The organism is Bifidobacterium animalis subsp. animalis ATCC 25527 (genome assembly GCF_000260715.1).
Lineage (GTDB): Bacteria > Actinomycetota > Actinomycetes > Actinomycetales > Bifidobacteriaceae > Bifidobacterium > Bifidobacterium animalis.
The window spans coordinates 376,491-395,706 of record NC_017834.1 but is presented as its reverse complement, the minus strand read 5'-3'; the positions used below and the strand labels follow the sequence as shown (position 1 = coordinate 395,706).

The following is a 19,216-nucleotide window of genomic DNA, read 5'->3' as shown; positions in this document are numbered from 1 at the left end:
GTGTGGGTATGAATTACGGATGGGTTCTGCGGATGTGGATTGTGGATAACTTTTCCCGCGCGTCAACAAATGCACACGGTCTGGTGTGGATAACCCGGCATGCTGGACCCGAGCTAGAGCGGCTGGTTGCCGTGGTGCTTGCCGGTGCGGCTCACACGGCGCTTGGAAGCGAGGGTCTTCAGGGAGTCCACGAGCACCTCGCGGGTCTGCTCGGGATCGATCATCGCGTCCACCTGGCCGATCTCCATCGACAGATTCGCGTTCACCGTCGTCTCCTCGTACTCGGCGATGTACTTCGCGCGCACCGCTTCGACGTCACGACCGGCGTCCTTCGCTTTCTGCAGGTCCTTGCGATGGATGATGTTCACGGCGCCCGCCGCGCCGAGCACGGCGATCTGGCTGGTGGGCCACGCGTAGTTGAGGTCCGCGCCAATCGCCTTGGATCCCATCACGATGTAGGCGCCGCCGTAGGCCTTACGCATGATCACGGTGACGAGCGGCACCTGCGCGTTCGCATACGCGTAGATCACCTTCGCGCCGCGGCGGATGATGCCGGCGTGCTCCTGCTCGGCACCCGGTTTGTACCCGGGCGTGTCGACCAGGGTGATGATGGGCAGATTGAACGCGTCACACAAGCGCACGAAGCGCGCCACCTTCTCCGATGAATCGACGTCCAGCGCGCCGGCGTTCACATTCGGCTGGTTTGCGACGATGCCCACCGGCTGGCCGTCCATGCAGGCGAAGCCGACGACGGCGGATTGCGCGAACAGCTCGTGCACCTGCACGAACTCGCCGTAGTCGACGAGGCAGCGGATCACGTCGAGCACGTCGTAGGGCTGGCGTTCGTTCTCGGGCACCACGGTGCCGAGCCGTTCGGCGATGTCGCGGTCCGCGCGCGTGGCCATGTAGGCGTAGCGCGGGGCCGTCTGCCCGCTGTTGGCCGGCAGATAGGCGAGCACCGTGCGCGCGTAGTCGATTGCATCCGCCTCGTCGGCGCCCAGATAGTGCGCGACGCCGGATTTCACGTTGTGCACGATGCCGCCACCGAGATCGTCCATGCTGATCGACTCGCCGGTGGAGGCCTTGATCACGTCGGGCCCGGTGACGAACATATTCGAGTTCTCCCGGGTCATGATGATCAGGTCGGTCAGCGCCGGGCAATACACGGCGCCGCCGGCGCATGGGCCGAGAATCAATGAGAGCTGCGGCACGAATCCGCTGGCCTCGCAGGTCTTGCGGAAGATGTTGCCGTATTCGGTGAGCGCTGCGACGCCCTCCTGAATGCGCGCGCCACCGGAGTCGATGAGCGCGATGATCGGCACGCGCAGTGCGAGCGCCTGATCCATCAGATGGCAGATTTTGCGACCTTCCGCAACGCCCAGGGAACCACCACGCACCGAGAAGTCCTGTGCGTAGACGGCCACCCTGCGCCCCCAGACCTCGCCGAATCCGGTGATCACGGCGGAACCGGCGACGCCCTTGTTGATGTCGCCGCCGCGGAACCGCCCGATCTCCTCGAAGGTTCCGGAGTCGAGCAGTAGGTCGAGGCGTTCACGCGCCGTGAACTTGCCTTTCACATGCTGGCGGTCGCGTGCCCTGTTCTCGGCGTCCCGCGCGAGTTCGGCGGCCTTGAGCACCGCCGGTCGGATCGGCTGGCGCATGGCCCCCTGCGCGTCCGCGCCATTGGCTGCGGTGGCGTCGGCGGCTTCTACCGCGGCGAGATTGGCATCGATGCTGTCGATCATGTCACGCCTCCTCGGTGGTGTCGGTGGTGGGGTTGGCTGGTTTCGACGTTCCGGCGACCTCCATGGTCAGCAGTGTTTCGCCGGCCTCCACGCCGGTGGCCGGCGAGGCGAAGATCTCCTTCACCATGCCGTTCGTGGGCGAATACACGTAGTTCTCCATCTTCATGGATTCGAGCACCACGAGCAGGTCGCCCTTCGCCACCTGCTGGCCTTCGCTCACGTTGATGCGCGTGACCAACGCCTGCATTGGCGCGGAGATGACGCCCGGGCGTTCGGCGGTGCGCGCGTTGCCGCGGTCCACATGGTGCGAGCCCTGGCCCCGCAATGGCTGCGTGGGCCTGCGTTCGCCGTGCGGACGGGCCGCGCCGGTGAGATTGGCGAACATGTCGCTCGGCACATTGAGCACCACGCGCCGATTGTTCATTTCGATCACGAATTGCTCGCTATGGTCGAGTTCGGGTTCCGCCGCCCCTGCGACGGCATCGAGCGAAGCCGGCTGGCCGCCGTGTACGGTGGCCGGTTCATGGTTCAGGTACTTGCGTTCGAGCCACTTTGTGCTCACTTCGAAACCATGGCCGTGCTCGGCGGTGAACTCGTCGTCGCCGAACACCTGCCGGTACAGTTCGACGGGCGTGGGCACGCCTTCGATGCGCAGCTCGTCAAGCGCGCGCCGCACACGGGCCACGGCGGCATGGCGGTCATGCGCCGTCACGATGAGCTTGCCCATCATCGAGTCGAACTTCGGCGAGATCGTGTCTCCTTCGACCACGCCGGAATCCACCCGCACCCCGGGCCCCGCCGGCCACTGCACACGTTCGAGCGTGCCGGAGCTGGGGGTCAGGTTCGTCTTCGGGTCCTCGCTGGTGATGCGCAGTTCGAAACTGTGGCCGCGCGCGGTCGGTTCCGGCGAGACCGTGCCGCCGGCGGCAATCTGCAATTGTTCGCGAACCAAATCGAGCCCGCTCACCTCCTCGCTTACCGTATGTTCGACCTGCAGGCGCGGGTTCACCTCCAGGAAGTACACCTTGCCCGCATCGGTCACCATGAACTCGCAGGTGCCCAGGCCCACATAGTCCACCGCGTCGAACAGCCGGTGCGAATAGGCATGCAGCTGCTCGACCACGTCGTCACCCAGGAACGGGGCGGGCGCTTCCTCGATGAGCTTCTGGTTGCGGCGCTGCACCGAGCAGTCGCGCGTCGAGTACACGGTGAAGTTGCCGTGCGAATCGCGGCCGCATTGGGTCTCCACGTGCCTGCCGTGGTCGATGAAACGCTCCACGAAGTACTCGTCGAGATCGCCGCCCTGCACGGCGTTGTGGTTCAGGTAGAAGCCGCGCAGCTCGTCGTCGTCGCGCACGAGTGTGATGCCCCGTCCGCCGCCGCCGTCCGCGCGCTTGAGCATGAGCGGATAGCCGTGCGTGTGTGCGAAGTCGAGCAGCACGCGCATGTCGCCGAGCGAATGTGAGATGCCCGGCACCGGCGGCACCTTGGCGTACACGGCCACGCGGCGTGCGCTGATCTTGTCTCCCAGATCGGTGAGCGCGCGCGACGACGGGCCGACCCATGTGGCGCCGGCCTCGATCACCTTGTCGGCGAAACTCGGCACTTCGGAGAGGAATCCATAGCCCGGATGCACCGCATCGGCACCGGAGCGCCGGAGAATGTCTATGAGGAGGTCTTCGTTGAGATAGGTGTCGGCATACGTGTCACCCGAGAGCAGGAATGCCTCGTCCGCCATCTCGACATATTGCGAATGGCGGTCCTGCTCGGCGTACACGACCACGGTGGATATGCCCATTTCACGCGCGGTGCGCACCACACGCAGGGCGATCTCGCCGCGATTGGCGATGAGTAGTTTGGAGACAGTATCGGTCATGGTGCATAACTCTGCTCTCTTTTGAATATTCACGAAACGTCGCTTTGAACAAATCTGACCGCTCGTTTTTGGTGACCTCTACAAAATGCACACCTGCGTTTGCGTCTACGATTACGAGCAGCACCCGGGAGCATGCACGCAGAGCCTTATGATTCCGCCTATTTTGGCAAGTATTGCGCAGGCTGGGCAATCTCACCACCCGTTGCCGAACCGTAACGTTCCCGTTGCACACTCACAATTTCCATGCGCCACACTGGCCACATGCCGGTCACGCACAGAGACGGAAGGAATACTTATGCACGAACTTATGCATAGCGTCACTCGCGTCAATCTCAGGGCGCTCGTGCGCTCCCTCGCCCCCGCGCTCATCGTGGCGCTGCTGCTGTGCGGCTCGACGATGGTGGGCAAGATCCCGGTCCCCGGCACGCCCGTTCCGATCACCCTGCAGACCTTCGTGCTCATGACCGCCGCGCTCACCTTGGGTTGGCGTCGCACCACCGCGGGCACTGTGCTGTACCTGGGTCTGGGTGCCGCCGGCCTGCCCGTGTTCTCGGGTGGAGGCTCCACGCTGTCTCTCATTGGCCCCTCCGGCGGATTCCTCTTCGGATTCGTGCCGTCGGTGATGCTCACCGCCGTGCTCGCAGGCGCCGCCAACCGCGCAATCACCTCGTTGCGCACCAAGCACGACATGAACCCGGCACTTGCCGGCGCAGCCCGCTTCATCGCCTGCTTCATGGCCTGCGCATTCGGGTTCCTCGTGGTCGGCTACGGCTTCGGTACCGCCTTCCAGGCCACGGTCACCGGCATGCCCCTGGGCGCCACCGCCGCCTCCACGCTCGTCTTCGTGCCCGGCGATCTGCTCAAGATCACGGTGGCCTCGCTGCTGGCACTGCCCGTGCTCGCTTCCGCCGAATCCACGGAAGCCGCCCGCTGAGTCTCCCTGCGCATGCAGTCGGTTCCTGCGCCGAGCAATCGAACGCGGCCGACTGCGTGCGGACTCATCTTGCGGGAATCCTGCGTTTGCAAATTCGCGCACCCCGCATACCATCTGCCATGTGTGCAGATTCTCGCACGCCATCTTTGCAATACCTCGCTTAATCTGATATCAATCTGATGTCAATCCGTATCCGCGCGCCCTTTTTGCAACTGAATTCTCATCACGACAATCTCAGATTGCCGCTATGGCCACGCCGAGACCCCGTCTGCAAACGTGACCACCGTACATCTCTTCCAATATCAGTCTGAGATTCCACCTGCAAGTGCAACCATCCAGCGCGCCACACGATGACCATCTTGGTGAACGCAGTCTCAGCTAGGTCATCCAGCCGCTTCTGCAGGTGTCATTCTTGCAATCTCATCCTCACATCCGCGCATACAGCTGAATTTCGCGTGCCTTCTTTGCAATCCCAATCTCACAGCGACCAGTGCCCACTCACAAATGCGCAGATTTGAGATTACGTTTGCAAATACGACCATCTGGGTGCGCCGGTTGGCAGCGCAGTCGCGCACGCGCACGCATAGGCACCGCGGGAGGTGAATGACGGGGATGCGGAACCTGCTGGTCGCGCACGCATATGTGCCAGGCGGCGCACCCGCCACGAACACGGCATATGCGAGAACATCCCCACCTGCGCCAATAATCGAACCATGGGCACAGTGAACATGAATGACTATCCGAACACACGCGCCGTCGCGAATGTAATCTCCCTCGAACAGACGACCTCCACGAACGACGTCGCCGCGAAACTCGTCGCAGACGGCAAATTCGACCGCGCCGGCATGACGGTCGTGTTCGCGCGCGAGCAGACTGCGGGGCGCGGCCGTCTCGGTCATACCTGGGTGAGCGAACTCGAGGGCTCGTTCATCGCCTCCTTTATGAGCGCGGTGGGCACACAGCTTGCCACCGACGCCAATCTCAACGGCTGGCTGCAAATGATCGCCGGCATGAGCGTGATCGACGCCCTGCAGCACATCGTGCCCAACAATGGCCTCAAATGGCGCCCTGACGACATCGACGACGATGCGCCCGACACCGTGCAGCTCAAATGGCCCAACGACATCGTCTACCACGGCATGAAGCTCGGCGGAATACTCTCCCAGCTCGTGCCGCTGCCGAACGACCCGATCACGAGCGTGGTCGTTTTCGGCGTCGGACTGAATCTGAACATCGCGCCCGAGCAGTTGCCCACACCGCAGAGCACGTCACTGCAGCTAATCACCGAGCCTGAGCCCGACACGAACTTCCCCACCCCGATCAGCCTCGCCGATGCAATCGCCGCCGCCACGGTGAGGAGCATGGAACGTCGTCTGTGGGAATTCGGGCTGCACCCGGCCAACTACGCGCAGGATCTGCGCAAACGTGTGCTCGAGGAATGCTGGACGCTCGGCAAGCCGGTGCTCGTGCACTACGCGGACGGCACCACGCAGACCGGCATCGCGCGCACCATCAATGCCGACGCGTCGCTGTCGATCACCAATCGCGACGACCAGCTTGAGATTGTGCACACGGCCGACGTGGGCGTGCTGCCGGTCAATATGTGAGCAGACTACTGCCGCGCACTGCGCATGCGGCCCAGCGCGATCGCCGTGTTGAGCACGAATGCGTCGCGTGGATCCGTGGCATCCCAGCCCGTGGTCTCGGCCGCCTTCTTCAGACGGTAGCGCACGGTGTTCGGGTGCACGTTGAGTTCCTTCGCGGTGGCCTCAAGCGAGCCACCGTGCCGCAGGAACGTGGAGACGGTGATGTACGAGGGGTCGTCTTCGTTGTCGCCATGCAACACCAGATAGACGTTGCGGTAGAGCTCCTCGCGCGCCACCTCGTCGCCGAGCAGTGCGCGCTCGGGCAGCAGTTCGTCGGCGCGCAGCGGCCGCGACGGCGTGTTCAGCGACGGCGCGGCCTGCAGCGAGAACAATGTCTCGCGCACCGCGCGCGAGGCTCCCGGCACACCCTCACGGACCGGGCTCAAATACACCGCCTCGGATTGCGTGAATGCGGGCAACGCTGCCGTGCAGACTATCTCCGGACTCACCGCCGCCTCCAGCTCGATGCAGGCGATCACGAACTGCCCGTACATGCCGAAGATTGCATGCGAGCCGCCGAAATCACGCACCGCTGAGCTGATCTGCGTGAATGTGGCGCCCATGGACTCCGCCGGCGTTCCCCCCAGCGCGAAGCAGCTGAACGAACCCCGCCAGCCGATCAGATTCATCAGCGAGACCACGCGGTCGTCGTCGATCCTGCTGATTAGGCATTCGAACACGAGTCGCATCACGGCATTGTCGTCGATGTCACCGCCGAGCAAATCGAGAATGTCCGCATGTTCGAATTTGGTCATGGTTCAAGTGTACGGTTCACGCCCTAAATCGTGGGCTCAATAGCAAGCACCCCGTGCAGAATCTGCACGGGGTGTCTGGACGGCGAACGGATTGGCGTTGCGCCGTAGGGGCTGATCTGGATCAGATCGAGGCCGGATCGACCGGGATGCCCGGGTTCATCGTGGAGGAGATAGTCGCCTTGGTGATGTAGCGACCCTTCACGGTGGCCGGCTTGAGGCGCTTGACCTCGTCTGCCACGGCGCGGAAGTTCTGGTCGAGGGCTTCGGCGGAGAACGAGAGCTTGCCGAAGAGGAAGCTCAGGTTGCCGTTCTTGTCGACGCGGAAGTCGACCTTGCCGCCCTTGATGTCCTTGATCGCCTTGGTGACGTCCATGGTCACGGTGCCGGTCTTCGGGTTCGGCATGAGGCCACGCGGACCGAGCACACGGCCGAGGCGGCCGACCTTGCCCATCATGTCCGGGGTGGCGACCACGGAATCGAAGTCGAGGAAGCCGTTGGCGACCTTCTCGACGAGATCGTCGTCACCTACGATGTCGGCGCCGGCCTCGAGGGCCTCGGTGGCCTTCGGGCCACGTGCGAACACGAGGACCTTGGCGGTCTTACCGGTGCCGTTCGGCAGGTTGACGGAGCCACGCACGAGCTGGTCGGCCTTGCGCGGGTCGACGTTCAGACGCAGCACGGCTTCGACGGTCTGGTCGAAGTTGTAGGCCGGCATGCTCTTGAGCAGGGCGATGGCCTCTTCTGGCGTGTACAGGTTGTTGCGGTCAATGCGCTCGGCCGCTTCACGATACTTCTTGGAGTGCTTAGCCATTTGTCTCTATCCTCTCAGCTCAGTCGTTCACCGTGATGCCCATCGAGCGCGCAGAGCCCTCGATGATCTTCATTGCGGCATCGATGTCACGAGCGGACAGATCGGCCATCTTGGTTTCGGCGATCTCCTTGACCTGGGCCTTGGTGACCGAGCCGACCTTGTCGGTCAGCGGGTTGGAAGCGCCCTTGGCGACGCCGGCGGCCTTCTTCAGCAGATCCGAAGCCGGCGGGGTCTTGAGCACGAAGTCGAAGGAACGATCTTCGTACACGGTGATCTCGACTGGGATGACCTGGCCCATCTTGTCCTGTGTGGCAGCGTTGTACGCCTTGCAGAAGTCCATGATGTTCACGCCATGGGAACCCAGGACCGGGCCGAGCTTCTGGCCAGGATTGGCCTTGCCAGCCTCGATCTGGAGCTTGATCAGCGCCGAGACTTTCTTCTTTGGAGCCATGTTATGGTTCTTCTTTCTATGACGCGGTAGTGGCGGCGACCGTATGGCACGCCTTCCGCAATCGATATTTCCTGTGTGCGCGAAGTCGCACTTCACACACAACCCCACAATTATGCCACCTATTCCGGACGACTCCCGCATATGCCACGGTTGCCTGAATAACAGAACGCATCCCGCATATAAGAGGCGGGATGCGTTCGGCAAATGAGTGTGCGGCAACGGAGCAGGGCTCAGGCGTCGAGCCGCTGCACCTGATTGAAGCCGAGCTCGACCGGCGTATCGCGGCCGAAGATCGACACGAGCACGGTGAGCTTCTGCGTGGCCGGCTCCACATCGGAAACGACGGCCGACATCGAGGTGAATGGGCCATCGGTGACGGTGACCTGATCGCCCACCTTGTAGGAGACCTCGAGCGTGCGCTTCTTGGCGGCAGCCGGCTTGTCACCGGCCTCCTTGAGCGCCTGCGAGGCGATCATCGGGGCCATCATCGAGACGACCTCCTTGCGGCTGAGCGGAGCCGGCTCACGGGACGGTCCGACGAAACCGGTCACGCCCTCGGTCTCGCGCACGATGCGACGGGCGTTCTCATCGGGGTACATGCGAATGAGCACGTAACCGGGCACGCGAACGCGGGTGACGACCTTCTTGCCCTTCTCGGTGTGCTTCTCCACTTCCTCCATGGGCACCTCGACCTGGAAGATCGTGTCTTCCAAACCGAAGCTCTGCACGCGGGATTCGATGTTGCTCTTCACGCGCTTCTCATAGCCGGAGTAGGTGTGCAGCACGTACCACTTGCCTTCGAGCGTGCGCAGCGACTTGGAGAATTCCTTCACGGCCTTGGCTCCGGCGTCTTCCTCCGCCTCTTCCTCGGCTTCGGCGGCGGTCTCGGGCGCTTCGTCCGCGGAGGCCTCCTCGGCTTCGGCATGCTGGGTGGACTCGTCGGCGGTGCCTTCGGAATGTGCGGCGGAATCCACTGCGGCGGAGTCGTCCACCGAATCGGTGAGCGAATCCTTCTGCGCGGCGGCCTTGTCCGACGGTTCCGCGTCGTCGCCGGCGTTCACGGCATCGTAGGCCATGCCCTCGGCGATGTCCTCGCTTACCGAAGCGGCCTCGACCTGGTCGATCTGCACTTCCTGCGCGTCGGCGGTGTCGTCGTCGGCCGAGACGGCGTCCAGATTGATCGGCAGATCGTCAATGTTTTCCAAGTTCACTTCGTCAGTCATGCGGCTTCACTTTCGTGGGGATTCTTACGCGTTCCTTGAGAACACGGTACTTTCCAGTGTCTACTAACGGCAATACCGTTAGCAATTCTTCATTGCTAACGGTATTGTAGGCGATTTGCGGGATATCGGCTCAGCCGAAGATGAGGAATGAGAGCTTGCCGAGTCCGAAGTCCATTGCGGTGACGAACACCATGAGCAATGCGACGAAGATGAACACGGCGAGCGACCAGTAGAACAGCTGCTTGCGGGTCGGGGTGACCACCTTGCGCAGTTCGTCGATGATCTGCTTGATGAACAGGCCAATACGCATGAACACATTCGGCTTGATGACTTCCTCACCGTGATCGGTCTTGCGTGCCATACACCCTCCATTGGCGTCAGATGAACTTACTCGAGTTCCTTTGCAGGGAAGGCGGGACTCGAACCCACAACCTACGGTTTTGGAGACCGTTGCGCTACCAATTGCGCCACTTCCCTAAGTGTTTCCACCAGCTCGTCGCCGGGCCGGTAAAACCGCCAAGAAGAAATAGTAGCGGATTGCTACGACGAAGTCCACTCGCGCGTGCCGCCTTTGCCGTTTGCACACATTTAGGCTGCATGCAAACGGCTCCGGCCACGTCGCTCAGGCCTCGGCCCACTCCTTGAACCGGCGCATGCCCTCGGTGATCTCCTCGTCGGCCACCGCATAGGAGAATCTCATGTAGCCGGGGGCGCCGAACGCCTCGCCGGGAACGGCCGCCACATGGCCCTCCTCGAGCAATGCCTCGGCAAGCTCGGCGGAGGTGGTGAACGTCGTGCCGTTCGGACCCATCGGCCGGTTCAGCAGCCCTTCGACGTTCGGGAACGCATAGAACGCACCCTCCGGCATCGGGCAATGCACGCCGTTGATGTCGTTGAGCGCGGCGACTATGGCCAGACGACGCACATTGAACGCATCACGCATCATGGCCACGGCGTCGAGCGGGCCGCCCACGGCCTCGATGGCGGCCCGCTGGGCGATATTGTTCACATTGGAGGTCATATGGCCCTGCAGCTTGGAGGCGGCCTTGGCCACGGCGAGCGGGGAGACCATCCAGCCGACGCGCCACCCCGGCATCGCGTAGGTCTTGGCCACGCCGTCGAGCACGATCAGCTGTTCGCGAATCTGCGGCACGGCGGCGCCGATGTGCGTGGTCTTCACACCGTCATAGGTGAGGTGCTCGTAGATCTCGTCGCTGATCACCCAGATGTTGTGGTCGAGTGCCCATTCGGCGATGTCGCGAATCGTCTGCTCGCTCCACACGGCACCGGTCGGGTTATTCGGGCTCGTCACAATGATCGCCTTCGTGCGATCGGTGCGCGCCGCTTCGATATCATCCAGATTCGGCTCGTAGTTCGCGTCGGCACCGGCGAACACCTCCACCGGCTTGCCTCCGGCGAGCTTGACCATCTCCGGGTAGCTCGTCCAATACGGCGACGGAATAATCACCTCGTCGCCATCGTTGATGATGAGCTGGAACGCCTCGTACACGGCCTGCTTGCCGCCGTTGGTCACCACCACCTGCTCCGGCTCCACCTCGTAGCCGGAATCACGCAGCGTCTTGCTGGCAATGGCCTGGCGCAGTTCCGGCAGACCCGGTGTGGGCGAGTACTTGTAGTTCGCCGGGTTCACCACAGCCGCCGCCGCAGCCTCCACAATCGCCTCGGGGGTGGCAAAGTTCGGTTCGCCAACACCGAAGCCGATGATGTCAATGCCCTGCGCCTTCATGGCCTTGGCCTTCATGTCGACGGCCAGCGTGGCGCTCGGCGTGACCTTGTCGATGCGGTTGGAAAGTGGGAGTTTCGTCTGATCTGTAGGCATGGCTCCATGCTACTGCCAAACACTAACAACATGCCCCTGGTGCAAGACCGATGCGCCGGCATATGAGACGGCCGCAATGGCCGGAATCTGCCCGCGAGGCGCCAGGCCAGCAATCACACGAGCACGAGATTGTCGCGGTGCACGAGCGGGTGCGCATACTCCTCGCCGAGCAGGCGGCGCAGCTGCGCAGTGTTGCGTCCGAGCATGTTCGGAATCTCCTCGGAATCGTAACCGGCAAGGCCGCGCGCCAGATGATTGCCCGCCTCGTCGTCGATCCACACCGGGTCGCCGGCGGCGAAATCACCACGCGATTCGAGCACACCCGCAGCAAGCAGACTCGCCCGTCCGCCGCGCACCGCCTTGGCCGCGCCGGAATCGGCCACGAGCACTCCACGCGGATGGGCCGCGAATTTGATCCACAACCTGCGCGCCGAACCGCGTTGCTTCACCGGAGCGAATGCGGTGCCCACCTCATCGCCCATGAGTGCCGGACCGGCGTTGCGGGCGGCGGTGAGCACGGCCGGAATGCCGGAGACGGCGGCCATGCGCGCGGCCTCGAGCTTCGTAACCATACCGCCGGTGCCCACGCCCGACTCCGAACCGCCCACACGCACCTGGTCGAGCAGTTCGGTGATGTTCGGCACAAAGCCGATTCTATGGGAGCCCGGCTCGCTTGGAGGTGCGGTGTAGAGCGCGTCGACATCGGTGAGCAGAATCAGCGCATCGGCACACACCATGTTCGCGATGAGCGCGGAAAGCCGGTCGTTGTCGCCGAAACGGATCTCGTTGCTGGCAAGCGCATCATTCTCGTTGACTATCGGCACCACGCCGAGTTCGAGCAGCTTGGCCATGGTGCGCCGCGCATTGCGGTACTGCCGTGGCTGCATCGTGTCTTCGGCGGTGATGAGCAGCTGCCCCACGCGAATGCCGTAGCGGCCGAACGCCATCTCGTACTGGGCCATGAGCAGTCCCTGCCCCACCGACGCGGTCGCCTGCTGTGTGGCCACATCGGTGGGGCGCGATTCGAAGCCGAGCGGACCGAAACCCGCGGCGATGGCGCCGGACGAGACGAGCACGATGTTGCCGCCGAGCATGCGCACCTGCGCGATCGCGCCCACCAGCGCATTGAGCTTGTCTACGTCCAAGTGCCCGGAGGGCTGCGTGAGCGAGCTCGACCCCACCTTCACCACCACGGTTCGCGCGGCTGCCACCGCACGGCGTACTTCCTCCTGGGACGGGGTCTGCATAGCTCCACTCACTGTTCTTCTCGTCTTCTCGCTGCTGTTTCCTCTACCATTCCGGATCTCAGTCCAGCTGACGCGACCCGTCAGCGCCGGGCTCGTCCTCGTATTCCTCCACCTCGCCGCGGCCGAACAACGACTGCTCATCGTGCCTGTCGTCGTCGATCGACGGATCCGCCCAATGCCCTGCGGCGCGCTCGGCCTGCATGGCGGCGCGCACGGCGGCGCGAGCATCCATCATCTCATGGTATTCGCGGCGGCGCTCGGAGTTGGTGCGGCGGCGTTTGCGACCGTCCTCCTCCTCCAAACGCAGGTCCTTGCCACGGGAGCCGAGCTGGGTGCCGTCGAGCATCTCGGCTCCGGCGGCAATCGTCGGATCCCAGTCGAAGGCGATGGCACGCTCCCCGCGACCGATGCGCACCTCGTCGCCGGCATGGGCGCCGTGCTTGCGCAGCGAGTCCTCCACACCGAGCTTGGCGAGACGGTCGGCCAGGTACCCCACAGCCTCGTCGTTGTCGAAGTTCGTCTGCCTCACCCAGCGTTCGGGTTTCACGCCGGTCACGGTGAACCAGAAGTTGCCATGGCCATCGTCTTCGCGTTCGATCTCGAATTCGCGCACCTGCGCATTGCGCCCATTGCGGCGCTGCGTGCCCGGTTCCTCGAGCGGCTTGATCACCACGCGCTCCTCATCGACGCTCTCCTCGCGCTCGGCAATCTGCGCGCGCATCTCCTTCACGAGCTTGGCCAACGCGAAGTTGAGCTCCTTCAAACCGGCATGCGAGGCCGTGGAGATCTCATAGACCGGCAGATCGAGCTTCTCGAATTCCGGCCGTACGAAATCGGCGAGCTCCTTGGCGTCGGGCACGTCGATCTTGTTGAGGATAATCACGCGCGGGCGTTCGGGAATCGGAATCGCGCCGAGCGGCAGATCGAGGTCGTCCGCGTATTCGCCGAGCTCCTTTTCGAGCGCGTAGTAGTCCGAGAGCGGGTCGCGATCCGGATCGATCGTCGCGCAGTCGATCACATGCGCAATGATCTCGGTGCGTTCGATATGCCGCAGGAACGTCAGTCCCAGGCCCTTGCCCTGCGAGGCCCCCGGAATGAGCCCGGGAACGTCGGCGATGGTATAGCGCATGTCGCCGGCCTGCACGACGCCCAGATTCGGCACGAGCGTGGTGAACGGGTAGTCCGCGATCTTCGGCTTGGCCGCACTCATCGCGGCGATGAGCGACGACTTGCCCGCCGAGGGGAAGCCCACGAGCGCGACGTCTGCGATTGACTTGAGCTCGAGAATGATGTCGCGTTCGTCGCCCGGTTCGCCGAGCAGCGCAAACCCGGGTGCACGGCGTGTCTTGTTCGCCAGCGCCGCATTGCCCAGGCCGCCCGCGCCACCTGCTGCCGCGACGTACGTGTCGCCGGCATGACGCAGATCGGCGAGCACCGCACCCGGCTTCTTGGGGGAACCCTGCGCGCCGCGCGCCTCGAACACCACAGTGCCCACGGGAACCGGCAGCACGAGATCCGCACCATTCGAGCCGTCTTTCGTGTCGCCCAGGCCCATGGTGCCGGAATCCGCCGTGCGATGCGGCATGAAGCGGAAGTCGAGCAGCGACGTGGCATTCTGGTCGGCTTTGAGGATTACCGAACCACCCTTGCCACCATTGCCGCCGTTCGGCCCTGCCAACGGCTTGTATTTCTCGCGGCGGATGCCGGCCGACCCATTGCCACCGTCGCCGCCTTTTACATGTACGGTCACTCTATCCACAAAATCACTCATAACGCCTCATTCTATCGGTGTGTTCCTATTGCTGCACTGTTCTACAGATTCCGGCGTCGAACCATTTCCATACCGCGTGCCCGTTCTGCAGATTACCGCGCGTGCATTCGACGACCTTGCCGAAAACACGAAAGCCCCCGCCACAACGGGCGGAGGCTTTCAAAGTATGCTGTACGCGAATGCGTCACTCGGTGACGACGTCGACGACCTTGCGGTCACGACGCACGCCGAACTGCACGTTGCCGTCAGCCAGAGCGAACAGCGTGTGGTCCTTGCCGACGCCCACGTTCTTGCCGGCGTGGAACTTGGTGCCGCGCTGGCGAACGATGATGTTGCCGGCGACAACCGCTTCGCCGCCGAACTTCTTCACGCCGAGGTATTGAGGATTCGAATCGCGACCGTTACGCGAGCTGGACGCGCCCTTCTTATGTGCCATTGTTGTTCCTTTCGGTACCTGTACCTGCTGTCAGCTTGCTCAGGCGATCGCCGTGATCTTGAGCTGGGTCAGCTTCTGGCGATGGCCCTTGCGGCGGGCAACGCCGGTCTTGTTCTTGAACTTCTGGATGCGGATCTTCGGGCCCTTGGCGTCGTCGTTCACGACTTCGGCCTTGACGGAGATCTTCGCCAGATCGGCAGCGGCGATGATGACCTTTTCGCCGTCGACCACGAGCGCAACCGGGAACTCCACGGTTTCGCCATTCTTGGCGTCGAGACGGTTCACGAGGATGGTGTCGCCAACCTCGACCTTTTCCTGATGGCCACCGGCCTTCACAATTGCGTACATATCCGTTCCTTTATTCACTTGGAAAGCTTACTGCCCAGCACGCACGAGCTCACGGCCAGACACCATCAATCAACTATACACACTCCCGCGAACAACGCAACCTTCAACACGCACATTCCACGGGATAAGAAAAGACCGGGGCATAGAAGGTGGAAACAGCCCCGGTCGATATAAGGAGAAGAGTTGGGTCTCAACACTAATAGAACCTACTAGAATCGGGAATCAACTACTCTGCCCATCATACGCGAGCTCACGCCCGAATGCCAAGAAGCGTGTCCATATAGAGAATGTCTCGAGAACCGTTGGAATCATTGGTTTTGCTGACGTTGTGCAATGCATTCGGGATTGAATTAATACGAGCATATTACGAAATCTGCGAATTTCTGGACTCCACAAGACATGCTGATACAGGAAAATGCCACATCGCCGTTGATGTGGGCATTTTCTCTATGGACCACTGTAGCGGAGCGCCCTAGCGTCAGGCACATCTTTCGGCTTTGCTTCACAATATCGGCAAAACCATTCCATAACCGCGTCTCATTTCGCAAATTTTCCGCGATATGCCGGCATATTCACCATTCCCATGGCAAACGGCGAAGTACCGCCCCGTTTCGTCATTGGCCAGAGGTGTCGAGCGATGCCCAAGTGCCCGGATACAAGGAAGGGCGACCGCGGGAAAACGGTCGCCCCAGAGAGAGAGAAGGGGATATCATAACAGTCGGTTGGGTAATCGGCCATCACGAATATGTCGGCGGTTCTTTGGAGAAGGGGTGAACCGCCACAACCTCTATTATGCTCCCTTGGGCCGCGCGGGCAGGCGTATTCGCCCATGCTTCACAGCTCTTTCACGCTTGCTCGCGCTTGCCCGCCCGCGGAACCGGCGCCAGGTTCAGGATTCCTCGGCCACGTCCTCCACCGTCACCATGGCGGCGTCATCGGCAGATTGCTCGGTGTCGTCGATCACTTCGCCTTCGACCTGCTCGACCGCCCCATCAACATGTTCGGAGCCGCTCGCATTATCTGCGGAGTCTGCTGCAGATTCCACGGTGGATTCCACTGCCACGCCGACCTCGGCGGTTTCCTCCGTCGTGTCGGCCGCCGGAGCCTCCACACTCGCCTCGGCCTCCGCGGCCACATTCGCAGCCACCGCCGCGGCGGCAATCTGCGCGAGCTTGGCCTTGACCGCCGCGGACGAGCCCTTCGGCGCATGCACTTCGGGCGTGCCATGCCCATGCTTGTTCGTGCGCACGAACGGATCGCCGCCCTTCATCGCGTACGGATCGTCGAATTCCGCGGAGATCGTGGGCTCGTCATGCACAATGAACCCGCGTCCCTTGCACTCCGGGCACTCCTCGGAGAACGCCTCGACGAGCCCCTGCCCGATGCGCTTGCGCGTCATCTGCACGAGTCCGAGCGACGTCACCTCGGCCACCTGGTGCTTGGTGCGGTCGCGGGCCAGGCATTCCACCAGACGACGCAGCACGAGATCACGGTTCGCCGGCATCACCATATCCACATAGTCGATCATGACCATGCCACCGATGTCGCGCAGACGCAGCTGACGTGCGATCTCCTCGCTCGCCTCCAGATTGCATCGCGTCACCGTCTCCTCGAGCGACTTGCCCTTGCCAATGAAACGGCCGGTGTTCACGTCGATCGTCGTCATCGCCTCGGTGCGGTCGATCACAATGGAGCCGCCACTGGGCAGGTAGACCTGGCGTTCCATACCCTTGCGTAGCTGCGAGTCGATCTGCCACTTGTCGAACACGTCCTTGCCGCCGTGCTCTTCCGGGTCCCACCTCTCGAGCTTGTTACACAAATCGGGTGCCATGTGGTCGAGGTACTCCTCGATGCGGTGGTACACGCCGTCGCCTTCCACAATCATCTTGTTGAAGTCGTCGTTGAAAATGTCGCGCACCACGCGAATCGCCACGTCAGGCTCGCCCTGCAGCAGCTTCGGACGCTTGCCGTGCAGGAACTCCTCGCGCTTGCGCTGAATCTCGGCCCACTGGTTGGTCAGCCCCTCGAGATCCTTCGCAATCGCCTCTTCGGACGCCCCCTCGGCCGCGGTGCGAATGATCACACCCATGTCCTTCGGTGCGATCTTCGAAACGATCGACTTCAGGCGGTTGCGTTCGCGGTCGCTGAGCTTGCGGCTCACGCCGGTCATGCCGCCGGATGGCACGAGCACAAGGAAGCGCCCGGCGAGCGTCACCTGGCTCGTCAGTCGTGCGCCCTTGTGCCCGATCGGGTCTTTCGTCACCTGCACGAGCACGGGATCGCCCGACTTGAATGCGAGCTCGATCCTGCGCGGCTGACCCTCCAAACGCGTGGCGTCCCAGTTCACCTCGCCGGCGTACAGCACACCGTTGCGGGCCTGGCCGATGTCCACGAATGCGGCCTCCATGCTCGGCAGCACGTTCTGCACACGGCCAAGGTAGATGTTGCCCACGGTGGCGACCTCCTGGATGTCGGAGACGTAATGCTCGACGAGCACGTTGTCTTCGATCACCGAGATCTGCGTATGGCGTCCACGTTCACGCACGACCATGAGCCGGTCCACGTTCTCGCGGCGCGCGAGGAAGTCCTGTTCGAGCAGCTGGTTCTGGCGGCTGCGTTCACGGCGGTTGTCGCGACGGCGCTGCTTCTTCGCCTCGAGACGCGTCGAGCCTTCGACATCGGTGATCTCATCGATGTACTGCTGCTTGCGTGAACGGCGTGGCTGTTCCTCTTCCTCACCGCCCTTCGAGTTGCGGCGACGGCGACGGCGGCGCGTCACCGTGCTCTCGTCGTTCTCCTCCTCGTCCTCGGCGCGCGAACGGCGACGGGTGCGGGTGCTCTCCTCGTTCTCGGATTCCTCGCGTTCCGCATTCGCGTTCTCCTGCGACTTGCGGCGGCGACGGCGACGCGTATGGGTGCCGCTCTCCTCGCTGTCGGATTCGTCGCCCGACCTTCCGGTTTCGTCGTCGATTGGCGCATAGACGATGTCGTCGAGCACGAGGTCTTCCTCGATTTGCTCGACTTCGGCGGCCGCGCGACGCTCCTGCGCGTTCAGTCGGCGATTGCGTGAACGCTTGCGGGAGCGGGTGCTGCCTTCGTTGAGATCGAGATCGTGCAGCGGCTCGTCGTCGGCGTCTTCGTCATTCTCCTCGTCGTGGGTGGAACGCGAACGTGCCGGCAGCACCGGCTCCTGGAACAGCAAGGAGGTCATCGGGCGGCCGCCACGGCGATTGCCGCGCGCGCTGCTTTCCTCCTGGTCGTTCTCCACATCTGCAGATTCATGCTGATTCGCGTCTTCGAGCACCTCACGACGACCCGTGCGGGAACGGGAACGCGAGCGTGAACGGCCGCGGCCGGTCTCGTGGGTCTCGGCATCGTCGTCGAAAGACTCATCCAACGCATCAAGCACGTGCTGGGTGCGGCTCTCATAGCTGTCGTCATTGGTTTGCTCAGATTCGTCGGACACCGTGCGGCGGCTTCGACGCGAATGGGTGCTGCGCGGCTCCTCGGCTTCTTCTGCCTGCGCACGCGAGCGGCGGCGCGTATGAACGGTCGGCTCCTCATCATCGTTCTGTGTCGCGCCCCGGCCCCGGCGCGAACGCGTCGTCGTGGGCTCCTCTGCCTCGTCATTCGCGGTGCGTGTGCTGCGCGACCTGGTGGAGGTGCTGGCACGGCGCGAGCGGCGACGCGTTGCCGTAGGCTCGTTGGAGTCTTCGGATTCCGCGGATTCCTCCGCGTGGCTTCCCGCAGGAAGCGCCTTGGCCGGCTTGCCGGCTTCGATTGCGGCGCTCGGTTCCTGAAACAGCGGCACGCGGTCGTGCACTTCGAGCTGCATCTGGGCGCCCGCCTCTCCGGCGCTCCTCACCACACGGCGGCCGCGACGGCGGCGTGTGGGGGTGGAATCGGTGGTATCGGTATTGTCGAACTCGGGCGAACCCAAGCCGTTCTCGGTCAAATCGGGCACAGTGCTCCTCATGCGGCGCGCTGCAACGGCGTCGCGAATCATGGCTTCGCACGGTGTCACCCTGCCCTCTCACGGCAGTCGCGCTTCGCGCCCATGGAAGCATCCAAAAGTCAAATGGTCGAGGGCGGACACCAGCGTGCGGGGAACCTAAGCGTGTGCGCGCGTGCAC

General features: G+C 63.1%; 15 protein-coding genes and 1 tRNA gene. 2 read left to right on the top strand and 14 right to left on the bottom strand.

Going from position 1 to position 19,216, the window contains the following annotated elements; genetic code table 11:
* Positions 1 to 113: 113 nt before the first annotated feature.
* Together BANAN_RS01635 and BANAN_RS01630 are read right to left on the bottom strand one after the other, a co-directional pair.
* On the bottom strand, positions 114 to 1,745 hold the full coding sequence (locus tag BANAN_RS01635) for an acyl-CoA carboxylase subunit beta (RefSeq protein ID WP_014697239.1): 1,632 nt from the start codon (positions 1,743 to 1,745) through the stop codon (positions 114 to 116).
* A gap of 1 nt (position 1,746) precedes the next feature.
* Positions 1,747 to 3,621, bottom strand: a complete 1,875-nt coding sequence (locus BANAN_RS01630) for an acetyl/propionyl/methylcrotonyl-CoA carboxylase subunit alpha (protein WP_014697238.1) — start codon at positions 3,619 to 3,621, stop codon at positions 1,747 to 1,749.
* 295 nt (positions 3,622 to 3,916) lie between these two features.
* On the opposite strand from BANAN_RS01630, the gene BANAN_RS01625 reads away from it, so the two are divergent.
* The gene (locus BANAN_RS01625; RefSeq protein ID WP_014697237.1) at positions 3,917 to 4,555 is read left to right on the top strand and encodes a biotin transporter BioY; all 639 of its coding nucleotides are present in this window, start codon (positions 3,917 to 3,919) and stop codon (positions 4,553 to 4,555) included.
* A 713-nt stretch (positions 4,556 to 5,268) separates the two neighbouring features.
* On the top strand, positions 5,269 to 6,162 hold the full coding sequence (locus tag BANAN_RS01620) for a biotin--[acetyl-CoA-carboxylase] ligase (RefSeq protein WP_014697236.1): 894 nt from the start codon (positions 5,269 to 5,271) through the stop codon (positions 6,160 to 6,162).
* Positions 6,163 to 6,167: 5 nt separating this feature from the next.
* Here BANAN_RS01620 and BANAN_RS01615 read toward each other — a convergent pair whose 3' ends face one another.
* The 12 genes from BANAN_RS01615 to BANAN_RS01560 all read right to left on the bottom strand — a co-directional run bounded on the left by BANAN_RS01615 (position 6,168) and on the right by BANAN_RS01560 (position 19,047).
* Positions 6,168 to 6,956, bottom strand: a complete 789-nt coding sequence (locus tag BANAN_RS01615; RefSeq protein ID WP_014697235.1) for a PucR family transcriptional regulator — start codon at positions 6,954 to 6,956, stop codon at positions 6,168 to 6,170.
* Between the two features lie 121 nt (positions 6,957 to 7,077).
* A complete protein-coding gene (rplA, locus tag BANAN_RS01610; RefSeq protein ID WP_004268437.1) occupies positions 7,078 to 7,767 on the bottom strand; it encodes a 50S ribosomal protein L1 in 690 nt (229 codons plus the stop codon).
* A 19-nt stretch (positions 7,768 to 7,786) separates the two neighbouring features.
* Positions 7,787 to 8,218, bottom strand: a complete 432-nt coding sequence (gene rplK / locus BANAN_RS01605; RefSeq protein ID WP_004268435.1) for a 50S ribosomal protein L11 — start codon at positions 8,216 to 8,218, stop codon at positions 7,787 to 7,789.
* Positions 8,219 to 8,448: 230 nt separating this feature from the next.
* Positions 8,449 to 9,441: a transcription termination/antitermination protein NusG gene (gene nusG / locus BANAN_RS01600; protein ID WP_014697234.1), complete on the bottom strand. Its 993-nt coding sequence runs from the start codon at positions 9,439 to 9,441 to the stop codon at positions 8,449 to 8,451.
* Positions 9,442 to 9,571: 130 nt separating this feature from the next.
* Complete coding sequence (gene secE / locus BANAN_RS01595) at positions 9,572 to 9,802, bottom strand: preprotein translocase subunit SecE (protein ID WP_004268431.1); 231 nt, start codon at positions 9,800 to 9,802, stop codon at positions 9,572 to 9,574.
* A 43-nt stretch (positions 9,803 to 9,845) separates the two neighbouring features.
* Positions 9,846 to 9,918: transfer RNA gene (locus tag BANAN_RS01590), tRNA-Trp, on the bottom strand.
* 145 nt (positions 9,919 to 10,063) lie between these two features.
* Positions 10,064 to 11,281, bottom strand: a complete 1,218-nt coding sequence (locus BANAN_RS01585) for a pyridoxal phosphate-dependent aminotransferase (protein ID WP_014697233.1) — start codon at positions 11,279 to 11,281, stop codon at positions 10,064 to 10,066.
* 113 nt (positions 11,282 to 11,394) lie between these two features.
* A complete protein-coding gene (gene proB, locus BANAN_RS01580) occupies positions 11,395 to 12,528 on the bottom strand; it encodes a glutamate 5-kinase (protein ID WP_014697232.1) in 1,134 nt (377 codons plus the stop codon).
* A 58-nt stretch (positions 12,529 to 12,586) separates the two neighbouring features.
* Positions 12,587 to 14,299 carry a GTPase ObgE gene (gene obgE / locus BANAN_RS01575; RefSeq protein ID WP_014697231.1) on the bottom strand — a complete coding sequence of 571 codons (1,713 nt, stop codon included), beginning with the start codon at positions 14,297 to 14,299 and terminating at the stop codon, positions 12,587 to 12,589.
* A 184-nt stretch (positions 14,300 to 14,483) separates the two neighbouring features.
* Positions 14,484 to 14,735 (bottom strand): 50S ribosomal protein L27, encoded by a 252-nt coding sequence (gene rpmA / locus BANAN_RS01570; protein ID WP_004268424.1) that lies wholly within the window; start codon positions 14,733 to 14,735, stop codon positions 14,484 to 14,486.
* Positions 14,736 to 14,774: 39 nt separating this feature from the next.
* On the bottom strand, positions 14,775 to 15,083 hold the full coding sequence (rplU, locus tag BANAN_RS01565) for a 50S ribosomal protein L21 (RefSeq protein ID WP_004268422.1): 309 nt from the start codon (positions 15,081 to 15,083) through the stop codon (positions 14,775 to 14,777).
* Between the two features lie 889 nt (positions 15,084 to 15,972).
* Complete coding sequence (locus tag BANAN_RS01560; protein WP_041777087.1) at positions 15,973 to 19,047, bottom strand: Rne/Rng family ribonuclease; 3,075 nt, start codon at positions 19,045 to 19,047, stop codon at positions 15,973 to 15,975.
* Positions 19,048 to 19,216 lie beyond the last annotated feature (169 nt).